Source organism: Clostridioides sp. LIBA-7678 (assembly GCF_056716065.1).
In genome coordinates this window covers 3,527,124-3,548,708 of sequence record NZ_CP196987.1, presented here as the reverse complement: position 1 = coordinate 3,548,708, position 21,585 = coordinate 3,527,124, and the positions used below count along the sequence as shown (strand labels likewise).

Here is a 21,585-nt window from a genome sequence, read left to right as displayed (position 1 = left end):
AAGGAAATATTAGTAGTTTTTTAGAAAAACATTTTCCATTAAAATAAAAACAAAGGGAAGGAGTAAATTTGAAAATGTTAACTGATATGATTCAAAATCGTGAAATTAGAATAATAAAGTTTTTATTAAAAGAAGGTCATACAACTGTCAAAGAAATAGCAGATGATTTAGATGTCTCAGAAAAAACAGTTTCAAAATCTCTTAAAGAAGTAGAAGCAGTGCTCAAAAAGATAGGTCTTTCTTTAGTGAGAAAACCTAAAATAGGTGTTTATATTGATGGAGATTTGAAAAAAATACTTCCTTACCTAGATAATAAAGGAAGTCAAATTCCTACAACTAGAGAGGAGAGAGTAATATATATATATTCAATATTGTTGAAAAGTAATGATTATATCACTATACAACAAATCTCTGACGAATTATATATAAGTCGTGGAACTATTGAAAGAGATTTAGCTGAGGTTGAAAAATTGCTAAAAAATGAAGGAGTATCTATATATAAAAAACCTAGTAAAGGAATAAAATTGGATATAAGTGAAAGAGATAAAAGGCAACTTACTGCTAAGTTTATACATAAATTTTGGAGCAGAAACTGGTATATTAAGCAAGAACAGGAAAGCTTTTATCAGGCCTTTGAAAAAATACAAGCAGATGTAAATGGTATTTTTTCTGAAGATGATTTATCTATAATCATTGACATTCTTAGGAATTTCAGCAGAGAAAGAAATTTTGAGTTTTCTGATTATGAATTTCAGTCATTAGTTATCCATTTAGCCATAGCTGTAGAGAGGATTAGAAAAGGTGAGTATATAGAAGAAAGCTTGTATGTTGGTAATATTGAAAATAATCAAATGTCAAATACAACTTATTTAGCAAAACAATTAGAGCAAAAGTTTTCTATACTATTGCCAAAATCTGAAATTGGATATATAAATTTACATCTAGTAGCATCTGACCAACATAGAGATACTACTGAACTAAAAGATACGTCAGATAATCACTATGAGACAAATACAAATAATATCTCAAATCTTCGAGAAATTATTAAAAATACATTGTATGAGACAGCTTACGACAAAGATTTGATTGATGGACTAACTTCACATGTACATTCATCAATAAATAGATTGAAATACGGTCTTAGTATTAAAAATCCATATGTAAATACAATAAAGCAAAACTTTTCTTTATCATTTGAACAGGCTTTGGATTTAAAGAAGGTAATTGAATTTATATATGATATTAGGATAAATGATGATGAATGTGCTTATATAGCGCTACATTTTGAAGCTTTTAGGGAAAGAATGAAAGAACTTCCACAAAATGTTAGAGTTGTTCTAGTATGTAGTACAGGTCTAGGTTCATCCAGATTATTATCTGCAAGGATAAAAAAATACTTTCCTATGATAAAAATTGAAAAGATACTTTCTGTACAAGAATTAGTATCTAGTAAAATTGATGCAGATTTGGTGATAAGTACTATTTATTTAGAGTTAGAGACGATTCCTACAATAATAGTTAGCCCTATTTTAAATGAAAGTGATATAAGAACATTGGAAAAAAATATACAAAATGTTTCAGGGAATACTTCTAAAAAATATAAATCTTTTAAAAACCTAATCTTTAAAGAAAATATTCTATTAAATATTGAAGCTTTAAATTATGAAGATGTAATTAAATGTATAACAGATAATTTGATAAAAAAAGGTTTTGCAAGAGATGGAATCGCTGAGAGTGCAATTGAGAGAGAAAGTTTATCTTACACCTCTTTTCAATCTATAGCTACACCTCATGCTAATCCTAGTTATATTAAAAAATCTAATATATCTATTGCAACTTTAAAAAATCCTATTACATGGGGAAATGAAAAGGTAGAAGTTATTTTCTTTATTTCATTAGAAAATGACAAAAACTTAGAGCTTGATGAAATATATGAAGTTTTTTATGACTTCATTGACAATAAAAAAAATATAGATGACATATTAAGTGCAACTTCACCAAAAGAAGTGTACGATTTGCTAATGGAGGAGAATATATAGTGAAAATATCAGATGTATTAAAAAAAGAGCAAATTGTTTTTAATCTTGCTACAACTACAAAAGAGGAAACAATAAAAGAATTGAGTAGCATATTTGTTAAAAATGGAATTGTAGATAACAAAGAAGAATATGTTAAGTCTGTTTTAGAAAGAGAAGAACATGCAACTACAGGTATTGGTAATGGGATTGCTATTCCTCATGGGAAAAGCAATGCTGTCAAGCAATCTTCTATAGTATTTGCAAGAACTAAAAATAAGATTGAGTGGGACGCTTTAGATGAAAAACCAGTAGATAGTATTTTCTTACTGGCTATAAGTGATATTGATAAGGATAGTAATCATCTTGTATTATTATCTAAATTGGCCACTAAGCTTATGGATGATGACAATGTGGATGCACTAAAATTAGCTAATTCAGAGCAAGAAATAATTAATATATTTAATGAAGGAGATATGTAGAGATGAAAAGAAAAATCATAGCAGTAACAGCATGTGCGACAGGAGTTGCACATACATATATGGCAGCACAAGCATTAAAGAAAGCTTCAAAAAAAATGGGACACCTTATAAAAGTTGAAACACAAGGAGCTACAGGGATAGATAATGAATTAACTGAAAAGGATGCACAAATTGCAGAAGTAGTAATATTTGCAGTAGACACTAAAGTTAGAAATGCTGAACGTTTTGAAGGGAAAGAAATATTAGAAGTACCAGTTAATGCACCTATAAAGGATGCAGAAAAAGTAATAAATGATGCACTAAAGTTAATTGACAATAAATAAGTGGAGGGAAATATAATGTTAAAAAAGATAGTCTCTGAGTTAAAAAAGCATGTCTTAACAGGAATTTCATATATGATTCCATTGGTAATTGCAGGTGCTATGATAATGGCAATATCTCGTGTGGGAGGTTCTTTCTATAACATACCAGATATATGGGATGCTAAATATGCAGAAAGTGCTAGTAGTATTGTTAGACTATTGCATGATTTAGATGGTTTTGGAGGCACTGCCTTAGGATTAATGTTTCCTGTAATTGCTGCATTTATAGGATTTTCTATAGCTGACAAATTAGCCATTGTACCAGGTCTTGTTGGAGGTATGATTGCTAAGGATATAGGAGCAGGATTTTTAGGAGCTTTAGCAGTTGGTTTAATAGCAGGATATACATGTTTATTTATTAAAAATCATGTTAAACTACCAAAATCAGCAGCTTCAATAGTACCAATATTCATAGTACCAGTATTTGGTACGTTAATCACTGTTGTATTAATCAATTATGTGATAGGTATTCCTTTTGCTACATTAAATACTGGATTAGAAAATTGGTTAAATGGATTATCAGGTACAAATCAGATATTAATGGCAGCTATTATTGGAGCTATGATGGCAGTTGACTTAGGTGGACCAGTTAATAAAGCAGCTTTAACAACATCACTTGCATTATTAACAAGTGGAATTTATGCACCTAATACTGCTGCAATGGTGGGAATTGTTATACCACCGTTAGGATTGGGCCTTGCTACTATATTAGCAAAACAGAAGTATAATAAGCAGTTACGTGAAGCAGGTAAATCATCTCTTATAATGGGGCTAATTGGAGTAAGTGAAGGGGCTATTCCTTTTGCAGTAGAATCTCCATTAAAAGTAATACCTTCATGTGTAATTGGAACAGCAATTGCTTCAGCTATGGCAGTTGGTTTAGGTTCAGTAAATGCAACTCCAATTAGTGGATTTTACGGGTGGTTTACAGTAGAGAACTGGCCAATGTATATATTATCAATAGCAGTTGGAACGGCAATTGTGGCTGGTCTAGTTATAGTATTACGTGGAAATCCAGTAATTGAAGATGATGAATTTGAAGAAGATGATTTTGATGAAGCAGAGTGGGAATCTTAAAATTCAATATAAATCTTATGATAGATAAGGTATTAAATATTAGTTTTGGACTTAAATATAAAAGACAAGGAACAGAGGAGATTAAATGATAAAAGCACATATTGTTAATCATACACACTGGGATAGAGAATGGTATTTTACTTCTGGGGATGCATTAGTACTTAGTGAACAACTATTTACAGATATAATTGATGAACTAGAACGTAATACAGATGTAAGTTTTGTACTTGATGGCCAACTTTCTATTTTGGATGACTATGTACAACTACATAGAGAAAAAATAGAAATCATCAAAAAACTAATAAAGGAAGATAGACTGCATATTGGACCATGGTTTACTCAAACAGATGCATTCTTTGCTAGAGGAGAGTCTATTTTAAGAAATTTAATGATTGGTATTTTTGAAAGTAAAAAATATGGTAAGTATATGAGAATTGGATATTTGCCAGATACATTTGGATTTAATGCACAAATGCCTGTCTTATTAAAACATGTAGGTCTTGACAATATATTCTTTTGGAGAGGGATACATCTTGGTAAACAGGTTCAATCACCATACTTTAAGTGGAAAAGTCTAAATGGTGAAAGTTATATATATGCTGTAAATATGCCACATGGATATGGAACAGGTATGCTTTTAGAACCTTCATCAAAGTATGTAAATGGACGTTTAGACCCTGCAATTGATTTTATCAAATCTTATAGTGATGTAGATGAAGTACTAATACCTTCAGGAAATGACCAATTGAATATAATTGGTGATTTTAAAAACAAAGTTAAAGAGATTAATGATATAGGAAAATATTCATATATAACAAGCTCATATCAAGCGTTTTTGAAGTATGTAAAATCTATAGAGTCACTAGAAAGTTATAGGGGTGAATTTAGAGAGCCAGTACTTGCGAGAATACATAAATCAATTGGTTCTAGTAGAATGGATATAAAATTAGCCTGTGATAAACTAGAAAATAAGTTGATTAAAAGGATAGAACCATTATTAGTAATTGCCAAAAAGAGTAAGATTGAAATAAGCAATCAGTTATTGATAAATACATGGAAAAAACTTTTAGAAGGACAAGCACATGATAGTTTGGCTGGATGTGTAACTGATACTGTGACAGAGGATATTCTTCATCGTATAAGAGAAGCAAACGAAATATGTGATAGTATTGAAAATACTATTGTTAAAAAAATTTCGGAAGCGCTTAAATTATCTAAAAATGATATTTTAATATTTAATACAGAAGCTAAAAGTTTTAGTGGATATAAAGAGATACAGGTTGTAAGTGATAGTAAAAATATTTGTTTTAAAGATAATTTAGATGCCACTATAATTGAAGAAACTTATGTTAAATCGAGAGAAAATATATTAGAAGAGACACCTGCTGGTAATATATTTATTGAAGAGCCAGGTTATTATATATTAAAAATAAGAATAAATATACAGCTTCCTGCACTTGGATATAAGGTTGTTAGTTTTGAATCAAGTGATAAGGAAATGTTGGTACTTAATGAATCTAATGATACCTTTATATCTAATGATAATTATAAGATAATGTATGAAGATGGAAGCTTAAATTTACAACTTAAAGATGGCACTTATATATCAAATTTTTTAACATTAAGAGACAGTGGAAATGCAGGAGATACTTATGATTTTTCTCCATTAAAAGACGATGAAGATATCAAACTTTCATTTAATAAAGTATCTACAGAAAAAGTTCTAGGATATGAAAAAATAATGGTTGAAGGTATCACTTTACTACCACTTACATTAGAAGATAGGAAAAATAAAAACCTTAATGGAAAATTAAGTGTAAAAGCTAGTATTACTTTAGTAAAGGAAAGTCCATTAATAGAAGTAAAACTTTATGTTGATAATACAATACACAATCATAGATTACGTGTTCATCTAAAAACTGATATAAAAGATAACAGAAATATAGCATCATTACCATTTGGATATATAACAAGAGAAAATGGAGTTGTTGACAACTGGGAAAAAATCTATAATGAGATGCCTATAGATTTAGAGCCTTTAGAAAGTAATATTACACTGACAAATCAAAATAGAAGTTGTACTGTATTTACTAGAGGAATAAAAGAATATCAACATATTGAAGATGAAATTGCACTGACTTTACTTGCTACTACAGATGAATTAGGGAAGCCTGACTTATTATATAGACCAGGACGTGCTTCTGGTGATACGACTAAAAAAGGTCATATAAGAATTAAAACTGATAAAGCCCAAATTCTTAAAGAGGTAGAGTTTTCATTTGCAGTATACATGAATTCTAAACCATTTGATGAGTTAGAAGTTGCAAGTTTAACTCACAAATATCTACAGGAATGTGTAAATTATCAATTACAGGACTACAATTTCTTTTTGTATCGTATAGATAATAAGATTCAAAAATCTATCATTGAAAAATCTGTAAGTAGAGAATTGGAAATAATATCTTTACCAGAGAACTATCTTGTGTCAGCATGTTACCTTTCTTACTATAGTAAAGAAAAATTTGTAATAAGATTGGAAAATCCAACTAGTAAGAAAATGATATTAGATGAACAAATATTTAAAAGTAGAAACGGGAAAATAGTAAATGCAATAGAAGAATTACAAGAACAACAAGTGTATGAAATAGCACCTTTTGATGTTATTTCAATATTATTAGATTTATAAGTGAAAAATAAGTTTATTATTTTAAAGTCTGACTGACAGCAATCGGTCAGACTTTTTAATTTGCATAAATTTGGGTAAATATTAATATATAAGTCTAGTATTTTGTATAAAGTTTGTTAAAGTAGAAAAATAGTTTAACAGGATAAGTTGTTTATACAAAGAACTATTATATTAGAGTAATTTTATATGCAGTTTAGAATCGACAAAATTTTAATGAAATGAATTAGGGTATATACTTCAATAACAATTATTCAATTTGATTTTATGCTAAGTTCTATGTAGTTACAAAAAAGTGACCAATTGTGATATGTATATAAAACTGATATATTAATTACATGAAACTTAAAATAATTTGTTTTAGGGAGATATACAATAAAAATTTTAATTAAATAAGGTTAGAAGTATACATAATACCTATAAACACATACTGTTATAACAATTTATTTAATATTAAAGAAAAGAGGAGAGTAAAATGTACAATATAGATGACATGATATATGATTGTCCAGTAGAGGCTTTATCTAGTATATTAGGTAAAAAATGGGTAGCTATAATAATATGGGAAATACAAAAAGATAAAAAAAGATTTGGAGAGTTACAAAGAGCTATACCAGAGTGTAGTAAGAAAATGCTAACTCAACAATTAGATTTTTTAATTGAACAAGAGATTATAGTTAAGAAAAAAAGGTTGGTTAATAATATTGTAGAGTCAACCTATTTTTTAAGTGAGTCAGGATTACTATTACTTCCTGTTATGGAAAAAATGATAATGTGGAGTAATAAAAACTTAAACTGTGATAAATAAATCTTAAAATTTTAATATTGGAAATAAAATAAGGAGGAATTTTAGCTTGCAAAATGTAAATTTATTTTTAGTATTTATAGAAGGTATAGTGTCGTTCTTTTCACCATGTATATTGCCAATTTTGCCTATTTATTTGAGTATATTATCAAATAGTAGTGTAGAGAGTTTAAAAGAAGGAAAGACAAATTTTATAAGAAGTTCTCTATTTAAAAATACTATATTCTTTGCTCTTGGAATCTCGACAACATTTTTTATATTAGGTTCATCAGTAAGAGTTTTGAGTATGTTCTTTAGTGAGAATAAAGATTTAATAATGTTCATTGGTGGGATTATAATTATTATCATGGGCTTATTTTACATGGGAATAATTAAATCTTCAATATTGAATAGAGAAAAAAGATTTAATGTAAAGTTTAAAGAAATGAAAGCAATAACAGCTTTTATATTAGGTTTTGCGTTTAGTTTTGGGTGGACACCTTGTATTGGACCGATACTAGCATCTGTATTAGTAATGGTTTCAAGTTCAACCAATCACCTTAGTGCAAATCTTTTAATAGCAGTATATACTATTGGATTTATTTTGCCATTCATAATTACATCTATGTTTTATAGTAAACTTTTTAAAACTATAGACAAGATAAAATCCAACATGGAAATTATTAAAAAAATAGGTGGGCTTATACTTATAGTATCAGGAATATTAATGATGGTAAATGGATTTGGGAGTATAAGCAAACATTTTAATATCCCACAAAATAGTAAAATTGAAAGTAATCAGGAAGATAATAAACAAGCAAATTCTAATAATAAAGAAGATAGCTCTAGTGATACTGGTGGTCAAAAAGACTCTAATGATGGAAATAATGAATCAGGAGCTAAAGATGAAGAGAGAATAAAGTCTATTGATTTTACTCTAACAGACCAATATGGTAAGACACATAAATTAAGTGATTATGAAGGTAAAGTTGTATTTTTGAATTTCTGGGCTACATGGTGTCCTCCATGTAAAGAAGAAATGCCTCACATAGAACAACTATACAAAGACTATAAGAAAAATAATGAAGATGTAGTAATTTTAGGTGTAGCTTCACCTAATTTGGGTAGAGAAGGTTCAAGAGAACATGTGATTAACTTCTTAAAAGAAGAAGGGTATACTTTTCCTGTTGCACTTGATGAAGATGGAGCATTAGCGTATCAATATGGAATTAATGCTTTTCCAACTACGTTTATAATTGATAAAGAAGGATATGTAACTCAGTATATTCCAGGAGCTATGGATAAAGAGACTATGGCATCTTTTATTGAGAATCAAAGAAATAAATAGATTAAAATGTTTAAATATAAGGATTCAAATCAATTTAAGGTTACAAAAAAGTGCCTAATTGTACTACCTAGATAATCTTGTTATAGTAAAAGTATAAATAATACAAGAAGGGGTTGAAAATTATATGAAAAAAACATTTGATGCAATAATAATGGGATTTGGAAAAGGTGGAAAAACATTAGCAGGAGATTTAGCAAATAAAGGCTTAAAAGTAGCTTTAATAGAAAAATCAAATAAGATGTATGGTGGAACATGTATAAATGTGGCATGTATACCAACTAAAAGTTTAGAGAACTCGGCAAACAGTGTAAAAGCGAAATATATAAGTTCTTGGGAAGAAGCTCAAGCTGAATATGAGAAAGCTATAGATAAAAAAGAAACTTTAATTACAAAACTTAGAGAAGTTAACTATAATAAATTAAATTCAAATGATAATGTAACTATATTCACAGGAATGGGAACTTTTATTGATGAAAATACAGTTCAAGTTAAAACTGAAAATGAAGTTTATGAGTTAGTAGCAGACAAGATATTTGTTAATACTGGTTCAAAACCATTTATACCTAATATTAAAGGTGTGGAAAATAAGAATGTAGTATATGATAGTGAGTCTCTTATGAATTTAAGAACTCTACCTAAAAAAATGACAATCATAGGAGCTGGCTTTATAGGTCTAGAGTTTGCAGGTATTTACAGTTCATTTGGAGCAGAAGTTACAATATTAAATTCTAATAATGGTATTTTACCAAATGAAGATATTGAGGATTCAGAAGAAATAATAAAACTACTTGAAAAGAGAAATGTAAAAATTATAAATAATACAAAGATAAAAGAAATTAAAGAAGTTTCTAACTTAGCAATAGTAGAGTATGAAATAGAAGGTAAATTACAGGAATTAACAAGCGATATGATACTTGTAGCCACAGGAAGAAAGGCAAATACTGAGGGGTTAGGACTAGAAAATGCAGGTATAGAATTAAATGAAAGAGGATTTATTAAAGTATCAGATACTCTTAAGACTAACAAAGAGCATATATGGGCTATAGGAGATATAAATGGAGGTCCACAATTTACTTATATTTCACTAGATGACTATCGTATAATTATTAATCAATTATTTGGAGATAAGACTAGAAGCAATAGTGATAGAAAAAATATACCAAATTCTATTTTTATAAGTCCAGCATTTTCAAGAGTTGGTCTTAATGTTAAACAAGCTAAGGAAAAAGGATATGAAGTATTAGTAGCAAAGATGCCAGTCGAAGCGATTCCAAGAGCTAAGCAAATCGGTAAGACAGATGGTTTTATAAAGATTGTGATTGATAAAAAATCAAATAAGATACTTGGAGCTACTATGATATGTGAAGATTCAAGTGAGATTATCCACTTAATTCAATTAGCTATAGATTTAGAAGTAGAGTACACATATTTAAGAGACCGTGTTTATGCACATCCAACTATGACAGAAGCTCTTAATGATGTTCTATCTCCTAATATGATAAAAGAAGTATAATCATAAATTTAAATATATAAAGCCTAAAATTATCATTATAAATAGATTTTATAAAAAGGATACTATAATAAATTACTAATAGTATCCTTTTTGTATTGTAAAGTTATAAATGTACTATAGAAATTATTATTTTGTATTATAAACTGGAATTAAACGATATAATTTAAGTATTGGATAACTTAAATGGATAATATAATAGTATCAAAAATATTTTAAAAGAGTAAGTTTATCATACTTAAGATATTAGAGCAATGTTTAAAATAGGGAGGTGAAATCATATGAATAAAGTATCTAAAAGAGGGTTTGATGAGAATGATAAGAGATGGTTTTCAAGTAGTGAATTAGTAAGGCTTATAAAGGCTAAGGAAGAAATAGAATGGTTGATAAATAGAGATTATAAAATAGACCCAGTTGTTACTTTTGTTGGAGATAGGTATCAGTTTTCCATAAGACAAAGAGATGCACTAAAAAGGGCAGTATGCACTGAAGAAAAAAATATAATAAGACAGTCAAAAAAACTTTCTCTAGATAAAATCAAAGAAGGACTTATAAATATAGATGGTTTTAATTTAATAATAGCTATAGAAGTGGCATTATCTGGTGGAACTTTAGTAATAGGTAGTGATGGTAATATGAGAGACTTAGCAGGGCTTAGGGGGACATATAAGATTATAGATAAAACAGAAGAAGCCCTAAAGCTGATAGGAGAATTTTTAAATAAATACAATGCAAAAAAAATTAGATTTTATCTAGATTCTCCAGTTTCTAATTCAGGAAATTTAAAGTATAAGATACTGGAGTATGCTAAAATATGGGGAATTGAAACTGAGGTAGAGTTAGTAAAAAATGCAGATGTTGTATTAGAAAAATTAGATAGAGTAGTTAGTAGTGATGCAGTTATAGTTGATAAATGCATAAGCTATTTTAATATTGCTAGAGGTATAATTGAAGAATATATTAAGGATTGTAATATTGTGAATTTAAATAAATAGATAAATATAAGTGAGAAAAAACCAGTCTGTATATAGCAATATTATCAGTAATACAAGTAAAGTTTGAAAATAGGAGAACGAATACATATCGAATTTCATAAAATGTTGTAAAAAGACATATGAGAGGATGGTATGTGTGAAGTTAACTAAAATAAATATTAAAAAATATAGAACACCTATATATAAATATGCTTTAGTAAATGTAAATTTGAGGTCCAGCAAATCTACAAATTCAAGTATTATAACTGTAATACCTCAAGGAGCAAAAATGGAGGTATTAGATGAAGAAGATGAATGGATTAAAGTAATGTATAATTCTCAAGAAGGGTATGTATATAAGGACTTAGTATCAGTAAGCGAATATACTTGGAGTAACTTAAATTTAAGAGAAGACAAATCTACGACTTCAAATATAATTACAGTAATTCCCGAAAAATCTAGGGTCGAAGTTTTAGAAATAGATGGGGATTGGAGTAAAGTTGTATATGATGACAAAATAGGATATGTTTTTAATTATTTCTTATCAACTGATGGAAATAAACCTAATGAGTTAGATTATAAGTATTTTTATACTGATATGACTAAATTTGTTAACGAAAATAATATTAAAAGCACGAGTGATTATCTAATTGTGACAGACCTTAGAAATAAATATACTTATATTTTTAAGAAAGATAATGGAAGTTGGGGTCAACTTTATAAGTGGCAATGTACTATAGGGAAACCTGAAACTCCAACTATAACAGGGACATTTTATATAAGTGGAAGAAAACCTTCTTTTGGGACAGATGAATATTCGGTTAAGTACGCTACTAGAATTAAAGGTGGATATTATTATCATTCGGTATTATATGATTCGACAGGTAGCTATATAATAGATGGTAGACTTGGTGAAGCTCTTAGTCATGGTTGTATAAGATTGAATACAGAAAATGCAAAATGGATATACGATAATATACCAGATACAACAACAGTCATAATTCATTAATAAAATATTTGATTTGTTAATTAAGAGCTAAGATTCTTAATTAATAATAGTATATGTTAGTATTTGATAAGAATTACGATTTGAAAGATGTAGTAAGAGAGTGCCAATAATAAAATAATTGTATTTTGAGGCACTCCCTTATAAGTATATATAATTAATTTATGGGGTAGGTTGTTATAATTAAGATATTTTCATAAATAATTCTATAAGTTTATCCTTGTCAAAGAAAACAGGATTAGCTCCAGCACATGCATCTTTCATAGAGTTTTCTGCAAGTAACTCAAAATTAGGATTATCAACACCTACATCTTTTAAAGATTTTGGGATTCCTACTTCTTCAGAAAGAGCTTTTATTTTATTTATTACAAAGTCAACACACTCTTTATCTGACTTATTATGTACATCCATTCCAATAATCTCAGCGATTGGACGGAATTTAGAAGGAGCAGATTTAGCATTTTCTTCTTCAACTATTGGAAGTAGCATGGCATTACATACTCCATGAGGTAAATCATATAAACCTCCTAATTGATGGGCCATGGCATGTACATTACCAAGTCCTGCATTACTAAATGCAATTCCATTTAAGAAACAAGCGTAACACATTTGTTCTCTAGCTTCTATGTCATTACCATTTTTAACAGCTCTTGGAAGGTATTTAAATATCTGTTTTATAGAATATAAAGCTGTTGAATCTGTAACATCATAAGCTCCATTAGCCACTACAGCTTCTATAGCATGAGTTAAAGCATCCATACCAGTTGCTGCAGTTAAATTAGATGGTTTACTAATCATTAATTCTGGGTCATTTACTGTCATTGTAGCTAATGAATTGGTATCAACCATTATCATTTTTACATGTCTGTCTTCATCAGTTATAACATAGTTTATTGTAACTTCAGCAGAAGTACCAGCAGTAGTAGTTATGGCTACAATAGGAAGACATTTTTTAGAAGTTTTGTTGACACCTTCATAATCCCTAATATCTCCTCCATTAGTAGCTAATATAGAAATAGCCTTACCACAGTCTTGTGGAGAACCTCCTCCTATAGTGATAACAAAATCACAATTTTCTGACTTTAATATTTCAAGTCCTTTATTTACATTAGTTACAGTTGGATTTTGTTTAACTTCATCATAAACAACAAAATCTACACCTATCTGAGATAGAATATCTGTTACTTTTTTTACAGTACCGTTTGAAACTAGAAATTTATCACTAACAACAAATGCTTTTTTAGTTCCCAGTGATTTAATTGAATCTTTAGCTTCATTAAGACATCCTTTTCCAAGTAAATTTATTGGTGGTACATAATAAATGCTCATAACTAAAATCTCCTTTTATTTTAAATTGATTTTTATATAAGAAATATATATCTAATAATCTTTCTCTAGCTTGTTTATCATATAATTATGACTTAGATTAATACAGATATATGAGTTCTTATATAGGAACTTAATTCGTAAATACGATTATGATTAGAATTTAACATAGTATTTTTATCATGTCAACAAAAAAATAAAAACTATCATAAAAAAACAAAGCTACTGTAGTTAAATCAGTAGCTTTGTTTTTTATTGTATAAATCAAATAAATATGCCAGTTTAAAATAGAATCTTTAATTATTACAATTTTCAATATATCGTATCTGTGAAATATTAACTTAATTTATTATAATATCTTCATTGCGTTCTTCCATCATAGATTGAATATTTTTCTGAGCATTTAAAAGTAATTCTTTTATCAGTTCTATTTTTTCTTCATTAGCTCTAAATAATGGTAGTGTTACACTAACAGCAGCTCTTATACATCCATTTTTTCTTATTGGTACAGCAAGACATTTTAGATGTTGCATTGATTCTTCACATTCTGAAGCTATTTGTGTTTTTTTAACTTCAAGAAGTTGCTCATATAAAACATCAAAGTCTGTAATTGATTTTTCTGTAAAGCCTTTTAAACCATCTGGATATAAACTTATTAGTGTTTCCTTATCAAAATCACATAAAAGAGCTTTTCCAAGACCCGTACAATTAGCAGGTATTTTTTTACCAACATAAGAAATAAGTCTAATTGGTTCTGGCGAATCTACTTTACCAACATAAAGGACTTCATTGTTGTCAAGTATACCAAGCTGGCAAGTTTCAGAACAAGAATTAACTATATTAGTCATTTCTTCAATTACATAATTGAAAATAGTTCTTTTTTCAAAGAATGAAGAACCTAATGTGTAAGAACGTATCCCTATAGAGTATTTGGATGTATTCTTGTCAATAGTAATATATTTTCTAGCACTAAGTGTATGAACTATAGGAAAGATGCTACTTTTTGGAGCATTAATAGCATCTGCTATTTCTGTAAGAGTATATCCGTTTTCGGATTCAGCTAATGCTTCTAAAATATCTAATATCCTAGCTGTCGGGCGATGATTATCTGAAGTCATAAATTTCCCCCCTCTTTTTATTAATTTAAAGTATTAGAATATGTTGATTTTAGCACACTATGTGATATTTTACAATGTGGAAAATAAATATGTAAATTTGTACATGAAGAAGCTATTGATTTAAGGACTGATAGATATTTTTTAGAAGATTATAAATTAATAATTATATTAATTTCCAAAATATACCTAAAGAAAGTTGGTGATATTTAGTTATATAATTTAAGAGAATCTATTTAATAGCTATATTTTGTATAGATATATCAAAATATTATGAATTGTATCTTATAATTTGTGTGTCATTTCAATTATGTAAAAAATTTTGTATATTTTAGTAATCTATATTTTTTAGTGCTTTGTATTTTTGCATATAATGAAGCTATTTGATAATACATAATATATTGTCAGATAATTTGAAAAAATTTTGACAAAAATTTATTTTTTTTATTGACTCATAAATAGGAAAATGCTATCATTAACTCAAAGATTCGTAAATAAAAACTTAGTTCTTAAATACGAACCAAAACGGCCGTTAGAATTAAAGCTAAAAATTTAATAAGAGTAATTAAATATCATGTTTTAGGAGGAGTAACTTTATGATAATGGATTTTATTAAAAAAATTCCTGCAGGTATGATGATAGTTCCAATGTTTATAGCAGCTTTCATTAATACATTTTGCCCAGATATTGTGCAAATAGGTTCATTTACAACAGCAGTATTTTCAAGTGTTGGGTCTGCAACTATAATTGGAGTTCAGCTAGTGTGCTTGGGAACGCAACTTCAATTTAGAGAAATGCCAAAAGTTTTAAAAAGAGGTGGAATTCTTCTTGGTTCGAAATTTGCTATAGGTGCTTTAATAGGTATAGTTATAGGTAAACTATTTGGAATGGATGGAGTACTTGGTCTTACAACATTAGCTGTTATAAGTGCAGTTACAAATAGTAATGGTAGTATATATCTTTCATTGATGACTTCATATGGAGATGAAACAGATTGTGCAACTATGAGTTTACTTACTTTAAATGATGGACCATTTTTTACATTAATAGCTCTTGGGACTTCAGGTCTTGCAAATGTACCTTTGTTGTCTTTATTGGCTGCAATAGTACCAATACTTGTTGGTATGATAATAGGTAATTTTGATAAAAAAATGAAAGAATTTCTAGAGCCAGGATGTAACTTGCTTGTACCTTTTGTAGGATTTGCACTAGGTAGTAGCATAAATCTTGCAAGTATACTAAAAGGAGGCTTATCAGGAGTACTACTTGGATTAATATCTGTATTTGTAGGAGGTATATTTATAGTATTCTGTGATAAATTTATAGGAAAACGTCCAGGATATGCAGGGTGGGCTGTAGCTACAACTGCTGGAAATGCGATTGCCGTACCTGCTGCTGTTGCATTAGTTGACCCATCATGGCAACCATATGTTGCAACAGCAACAACTCAAGTAGCAGCAGCAGTAGTTGTCACTGCAATATTAGTACCTCTTATAACTAGTTGGTGGGCTAAGAAGTATGGGTGTCCTAAGTTTCCAAAACAAAAAGAGGATGGAACGATAGTAGCTTAATATTACATAGTTTACTATTTAAATAGTAAACTCTCTAATTAGATTTTAGGATATTAATAAAACTATATTATTTACAAAGGAGAATAAGAATAATGATAAATGCAGTGATAATTGATGAAAAAGATAATGTTGCAGTAGCTATTGAAGCAATAGGTAAGAATAGCGAAATTAGTTTTAAATTAAAAGATAAAACAGTAAAAACAATTACAGCACTAGATGATATAACTATTTATCATAAATTGGCTATAAAAGACATGGCTGAAGGCGATAAGGTTACTAAGTATGGAGAACATATAGGAGAAGCAAATCAGGAAATAAAAATTGGTCAACATGTACATATCCATAATGTTAGAAGTGTTAGAGAAGATTTGGATGAACAAGCTATGGCTAATGTATAAAATAATTCTTTTAAGTTTATAGAAGTTAAATTCATTGTTTTTTACTATTTAATAATTGTCAAATATGATTTTAAATATTTGATTAGTAAGTGTAATAAAAAGTTATAATACATAAAAATTACAGAAGGTATATAGATTATTTTAGGAGGAAATCAGTATGAAATTTTATGGATATAAAAGACCCGATGGAAGAGTTGGTATAAGAAACCACATATTAGTATTACCTACTAGTGTTTGTGCATCAGATACAACTAGAATAATAGCATCTCAAGTTCAAGGAGCAGTTACTTTTAACAATCAAAATGGATGTTCACAAGTAAATTCAGACCAACAATTGACTATGGATGTCATGGCTGGATATGCAGCAAATCCAAATGTATATGGGGTAATAGTTGTATCTTTAGGATGTGAGAATTGTCAAAATGATTTGGTAGTTGATGCAATAAAAGAGAGAACAAACAAACCAATAAAAACTCTTGTAATACAAGAAGAACATGGGACTTTGAAAACTATAGAAAAGGCTGTTCGTTATGCTAGAGAAATGGCTCAAGAGGCATCTTTACTCAGAAAAGAAGAATTTCCAATATCTGAAATTATACTAGGAACTGAGTGTGGAGGGTCTGACCCAACAAGTGGATTAGCAGCAAATCCACTAATAGGTGAATTAAGTGATAGACTTGTTGATTTAGGAGCAACATCAATTTTAAGTGAAACTACTGAATTTATAGGAGCAGAGCATATATTAGCTAGAAGAGCAGTAAATGAAGAAGTAAAAGAAAAAATATTACATATAGTACATAGGTATGAAAATTCGTTAAAATTAGTTGGAGAAGAGGTTAGAGAAGGAAATCCATCTCCTGGAAATATAGCTGGTGGATTGACAAGCCTTGAAGAAAAATCACTAGGTTGTATACATAAAGGTGGTCATAGACCAATAAGTGAAGTATATGATTATGCTAAACAAATTGATAAAAAAGGTCTTGTTATAATGGATACACCTGGAAATGATGCTTCATCTGTTGCTGGTATGGTTGCAGGAGGGGCTCAAATAGTAGTATTTAGTACAGGTAGAGGAACTCCATCAGGAAATCCAATAGCTCCAGTGATAAAGATAACTGGAAACAAAATAACTTTTGCAAATATGGAAGATAATATGGACTTTGATGCCAGTCCAGTTATATATGGTCCACAAACAATGGAAGAATTGACAGATGATTTATTAAACATGATTGTAGATGTAGCAAATGGAAAGCAATCAAAAGCAGAGTCTCTTGGATATACTGAAATGGCAATAGCTAGAGTATGTAACTATGTATAAGATTTAAGTAAAAGACTGAATATATATAGAATTTTAATAAAGGGTGAGATTATGAAGTTTGTCAGTTTTACTAAAGGAAAAAATGAATGTAAAAGGATAGGTTTTTTTTCTAAAGATGAATTATTTATTATAGACATTAATTCCTTAAATATTAGCAAATCTTTTAAAGATTTAAATGATTTAATTCAAAATATATCTCAAGACGATATTATAAGGATAAAAAGTATTATAAAGGAAGATAGATTCCACAATTATGATGTTTTTAAAAGAGAAGAATGTATTATACATGTTCCGATAGAAAAACCTATACATGATATTTTATGTGTGGGAGTGAACTATAAAGACCATCTTGAAGAAACTCAAACTCACTTTGATAATAGTTTTGAAGAACCTCAAAAAACAGTTTATTTTACAAAACGTGTAACAAAAGCGATAGGTCCAGAAGATGAGATAGATGGTCATTTTAATATAAATAGTCAATTAGACTATGAAGTTGAACTTGGAGTAGTAATAGGTAAAACAGGTGTTAATATTAAAAAAGAAGAGGTCGAAGATTATATCTTTGGGTACACTGTTATAAATGATATTTCTGCTAGAAAGTTACAAAAAGAGCATGTTCAGTGGTTTAGAGGAAAGGGATTAGATACATTTACATCTTTAGGCCCATGTATCTTACATAAAAGTGAAATTTCTTTTCCTGTAAAACTTAAGGTATGTAGTAGAGTAAATGGTGAAGAAAGACAAAATTCTAATACAAGATTATTCATATCAGACATTTCAGACATAGTTTCAGAACTTTCAAAGGGGATGACTTTAGAGGCTGGAGATATTATAGCTACAGGTACACCTTCTGGAGTTGGTATGGGTTTTTCGCCCCCTAGATATATGAGTAGTGGAGATGTAATTGAATGTGAGGTTGAAAGTATTGGAATTTTAAGAAATTACATTAAATAAATGTTTTAATATAGGTAATGTTAAGGCAAAACCTGAATGTATTAAATGAACATATTAAAATAAATTTTAGGAGTTTAAATTATGAAAGCAGAATTTTTGACACCAGTGGTTACAATATTTGATGAAGAAGGAAATTTAGATAAAGAAGGAAATAAGAAAGTCTATGACCATCTTATAGATGGAGGTGTAGATGGTCTAGTTATAATGGGAAGTACTGGAGAGTTCTTTAATATGTCTATGGATATGCAAAAAGAACTTATAGATTTAGTAATTAGTTATGTTAATAAGAGAGTAAAAGTGTTTATAGGTACAAGTCGTATGAGTATAAAAGAGTCTATAGAGCTTTCAAATTATGCACATAATAGTGGAGCTGATGGAGTTATGATAATAAGCCCTTATTATTTCTCTCTTGATGATGACAGTATTGAGTTGTTTTATAGTGAAATAGCTAAAAATACAGAAGCTGAAATATATCTATATAATTATCCAGATAGAACTGGTTATGACTTGAGTCCAGAACTTACATTAAGACTTGTAAGAAAACATAAAAATATAGTTGGTTATAAGGATACAGTAACTTTAATGGGACATACTAGAGATTTAATAAATACTATGAAAGCAGAGTTCCCAAATTTTAAGATATATAGTGGTTATGACGAAAACTTTATACATAATCTAATGTCTGGGGGAGCAGGTTGTATAGGAGGTTTATCAAATTTAATTCCAGAAGTTTGTTCAAAATGGGCAGAAGCTTATAATAATAGAGATATGGATAAGGTTATAGAAATTCAAAAATATATCAACAAAGCAATGGATTTTTATTTAATAACAAATCCATTTATACCAGCAATGAAAAAGGCTCTGAATATAAGGGGATTACAAGTAAGTGATTATATGACTGCTCCTTTTACAAAACCAAATGAAAATCAAGTATGTGAGATTAAAAAATTAATGAATGAATTAAATATATGTTAACTGCTTAATTAAGTATATAGTAAAAAACAAAGAGTGTTTTAAAATGATTTTTATAGTCATTTTGGGCACTCTTTATTTTATATGTTAAATCAACCTTGCAAAGTTGCCAACAATAAACTACAATTATCTTAATAAAAAATAAATTAAATAATACTAGGGTACTAGATTAGTTTAATAGGGAAAGTGATGCAAGTTCACTACAGCCCCCGCTACTGTATACGGATACGAAATCAAAATCCACTGAGATTTATATGAAAAATTTTGGGAAGGGTGATAGAGGAAAAGCCGTGAGTCAGGAGACCTGCCCAGTATTACATAGGTTCAATTTAGGGTGGAAATTGTAATTTATAATAAAATGAAATATCAATTCATTTTTTGTAAAATTGATATATAAACTTCTCCTTTCTAAATTAGGAGAAGTTTTTTATTTTATTAAAAGGTTATAATTATTAAAGATAACTTTAATATAATTCTAATGAGATATATTTTAGAAATATATGTTATTAAAATTTTTAACCACTTATAAAAATAAAATATTGGAGTGAAAGAGATGAAATTTAAAGTAAATGTTTTAAAGCAATTTTTTCTAAGTATTATGATAGTTCTTTTAGTAGGAGGTCTTATAGGATGTAGTAAAAATGATAAAGAGAATGCACAAGTTAGTAGCGGTAAGAAGTTAGAATTAAAATATGCAAGTGGATTTAGTGTTGAAGACTTAGAGAATGGAATTAAAAAAGTAACTGATGGAGATAAAAGAGAACTGATTTTAATTCCTAAAAAAATTGAAGTTCCTGAAAAGTATAAAAATGCTAATATAGTTAGAACACCTGTAGATAATGTATTAATAGCATCTACAACACAAGCCTGCTCTCTAAGAACAATAGGTGAGCTAAATAGCATAAAAGCAGTAACGACAGAGGAACAGTATTGGACTATCAAAGAAATTAAAGATTTGATGAAGGACGGAAAGATACATTATGTTGGTTCAAACTTAGCACCAGATTATGAAAAAATAGTAGACTTAAATCCTGATTTAACTATAGTTAGTAGTGGTCTATCAGAAGCTGATACAAAATTTATTGATAAACTAAAAGAATTAGGACTTAACTATGTTGTAGATAATGAATACAAAGAGCAAAACCCATTTGGAAGAATGGAATGGACAAGTTTAATAGCTGCGTTTTATGATAAAGAAGATATAGCCACTAGTGAATTGAATAAGACAGTACAAAAGATAGAAGAAGTAAGTAAAAAGATAAAAAACAAGAACAAGCCTAAGGTAGTATGGGCATCTGTATATGAAGGAAATGCTTATGTAGCACCTAAAGATTCATATGTAGATAATATGATAAGAATGGCAGGTGGAATGAATGCATGTGCTTCAATGGATTCAAATGAAGGAAGAGTGAGTATTGAACAACTACATGAAGTTGCAAAGGATGCAGATATATTTGTATACTCATCAAGCTCAGATTATGCACCAAACTTAGAGTCTATAAAATCTAGTGCACCTGTATTGGCTGATTTGGATGTTGTAAAAAATGGTAACTTGTGGGTATTTGCTCCAGATTATTATCAATCAGTAGATAAGACTGATGAATTAATAGTAGATTTAGTTGAGATGTTTCATCCAGGTACTACAGGTGAAAAAATTAAACATTATATAAATTATGATAAATAATATATA

Annotated in this window: 18 protein-coding genes and 1 riboswitch; of the genes, 16 read left to right on the top strand and 2 right to left on the bottom strand. The window is 28.8% G+C overall.

Annotated features, from left to right (window positions below; genetic code table 11):
• Positions 1-74: 74 nt before the first annotated feature.
• The 10 genes from ACTG46_RS16465 to ACTG46_RS16420 all read left to right on the top strand — a co-directional run bounded on the left by ACTG46_RS16465 (position 75) and on the right by ACTG46_RS16420 (position 12,244).
• Positions 75-2,039: a BglG family transcription antiterminator gene (locus tag ACTG46_RS16465; RefSeq protein ID WP_176702539.1), complete on the top strand. Its 1,965-nt coding sequence runs from the start codon at positions 75-77 to the stop codon at positions 2,037-2,039.
• Positions 2,039-2,497, top strand: a complete 459-nt coding sequence (locus ACTG46_RS16460; protein ID WP_054271539.1) for a PTS sugar transporter subunit IIA — start codon at positions 2,039-2,041, stop codon at positions 2,495-2,497. Before ACTG46_RS16465 ends, ACTG46_RS16460 begins: the two co-directional genes overlap by 1 nt.
• Before the next feature lie 2 nt (positions 2,498-2,499).
• A complete protein-coding gene (locus ACTG46_RS16455; RefSeq protein WP_054271538.1) occupies positions 2,500-2,820 on the top strand; it encodes a PTS fructose transporter subunit IIB in 321 nt (106 codons plus the stop codon).
• Positions 2,821-2,835: 15 nt separating this feature from the next.
• On the top strand, positions 2,836-3,936 hold the full coding sequence (locus ACTG46_RS16450) for a PTS fructose transporter subunit IIC (protein WP_054271537.1): 1,101 nt from the start codon (positions 2,836-2,838) through the stop codon (positions 3,934-3,936).
• A gap of 85 nt (positions 3,937-4,021) precedes the next feature.
• Positions 4,022-6,622 (top strand): alpha-mannosidase, encoded by a 2,601-nt coding sequence (locus ACTG46_RS16445; protein ID WP_479923222.1) that lies wholly within the window; start codon positions 4,022-4,024, stop codon positions 6,620-6,622.
• A gap of 472 nt (positions 6,623-7,094) precedes the next feature.
• Positions 7,095-7,427: a winged helix-turn-helix transcriptional regulator gene (locus ACTG46_RS16440; RefSeq protein WP_021385918.1), complete on the top strand. Its 333-nt coding sequence runs from the start codon at positions 7,095-7,097 to the stop codon at positions 7,425-7,427.
• Between the two features lie 46 nt (positions 7,428-7,473).
• The gene (locus ACTG46_RS16435; RefSeq protein WP_479923221.1) at positions 7,474-8,751 is read left to right on the top strand and encodes a cytochrome c biogenesis protein/redoxin; all 1,278 of its coding nucleotides are present in this window, start codon (positions 7,474-7,476) and stop codon (positions 8,749-8,751) included.
• Between the two features lie 124 nt (positions 8,752-8,875).
• Positions 8,876-10,264, top strand: a complete 1,389-nt coding sequence (locus tag ACTG46_RS16430) for a dihydrolipoyl dehydrogenase family protein (protein ID WP_479923220.1) — start codon at positions 8,876-8,878, stop codon at positions 10,262-10,264.
• A gap of 278 nt (positions 10,265-10,542) precedes the next feature.
• The gene (locus tag ACTG46_RS16425; protein WP_054271533.1) at positions 10,543-11,256 is read left to right on the top strand and encodes a DUF434 domain-containing protein; all 714 of its coding nucleotides are present in this window, start codon (positions 10,543-10,545) and stop codon (positions 11,254-11,256) included.
• A 136-nt stretch (positions 11,257-11,392) separates the two neighbouring features.
• The gene (locus ACTG46_RS16420) at positions 11,393-12,244 is read left to right on the top strand and encodes a L,D-transpeptidase family protein (RefSeq protein WP_167640511.1); all 852 of its coding nucleotides are present in this window, start codon (positions 11,393-11,395) and stop codon (positions 12,242-12,244) included.
• Between the two features lie 180 nt (positions 12,245-12,424).
• On the opposite strand, the gene ACTG46_RS16415 is transcribed toward ACTG46_RS16420, so the two are convergent.
• Both ACTG46_RS16415 and ACTG46_RS16410 read right to left on the bottom strand, forming a co-directional pair.
• Positions 12,425-13,570, bottom strand: coding sequence for an iron-containing alcohol dehydrogenase (locus tag ACTG46_RS16415; protein ID WP_054271532.1), 1,146 nt, complete (start codon positions 13,568-13,570; stop codon positions 12,425-12,427).
• Positions 13,571-13,908: 338 nt separating this feature from the next.
• Positions 13,909-14,685: an IclR family transcriptional regulator gene (locus ACTG46_RS16410; protein ID WP_054271531.1), complete on the bottom strand. Its 777-nt coding sequence runs from the start codon at positions 14,683-14,685 to the stop codon at positions 13,909-13,911.
• Between the two features lie 593 nt (positions 14,686-15,278).
• On the opposite strand from ACTG46_RS16410, the gene ACTG46_RS16405 reads away from it, so the two are divergent.
• The 6 genes from ACTG46_RS16405 (at position 15,279) to ACTG46_RS16380 (ending at position 21,579) form a co-directional block, all read left to right on the top strand.
• Positions 15,279-16,253, top strand: coding sequence for a 2-keto-3-deoxygluconate permease (locus ACTG46_RS16405; RefSeq protein ID WP_054271530.1), 975 nt, complete (start codon positions 15,279-15,281; stop codon positions 16,251-16,253).
• Between the two features lie 92 nt (positions 16,254-16,345).
• Positions 16,346-16,651 (top strand): UxaA family hydrolase, encoded by a 306-nt coding sequence (locus tag ACTG46_RS16400; protein ID WP_054271529.1) that lies wholly within the window; start codon positions 16,346-16,348, stop codon positions 16,649-16,651.
• A 157-nt stretch (positions 16,652-16,808) separates the two neighbouring features.
• Positions 16,809-17,969: a UxaA family hydrolase gene (locus tag ACTG46_RS16395; protein ID WP_021385940.1), complete on the top strand. Its 1,161-nt coding sequence runs from the start codon at positions 16,809-16,811 to the stop codon at positions 17,967-17,969.
• 51 nt (positions 17,970-18,020) lie between these two features.
• Entirely contained in the window at positions 18,021-18,923 is a 903-nt protein-coding gene (locus tag ACTG46_RS16390; RefSeq protein WP_074179855.1) for a fumarylacetoacetate hydrolase family protein, read from the top strand.
• An 81-nt stretch (positions 18,924-19,004) separates the two neighbouring features.
• Positions 19,005-19,898 (top strand): dihydrodipicolinate synthase family protein, encoded by an 894-nt coding sequence (locus tag ACTG46_RS16385; RefSeq protein WP_079739795.1) that lies wholly within the window; start codon positions 19,005-19,007, stop codon positions 19,896-19,898.
• 138 nt (positions 19,899-20,036) lie between these two features.
• A riboswitch (cobalamin riboswitch) is annotated at positions 20,037-20,221 on the top strand.
• A gap of 227 nt (positions 20,222-20,448) precedes the next feature.
• The gene (locus ACTG46_RS16380) at positions 20,449-21,579 is read left to right on the top strand and encodes an ABC transporter substrate-binding protein (protein WP_479923219.1); all 1,131 of its coding nucleotides are present in this window, start codon (positions 20,449-20,451) and stop codon (positions 21,577-21,579) included.
• Positions 21,580-21,585: the final 6 nt, after the last annotated feature.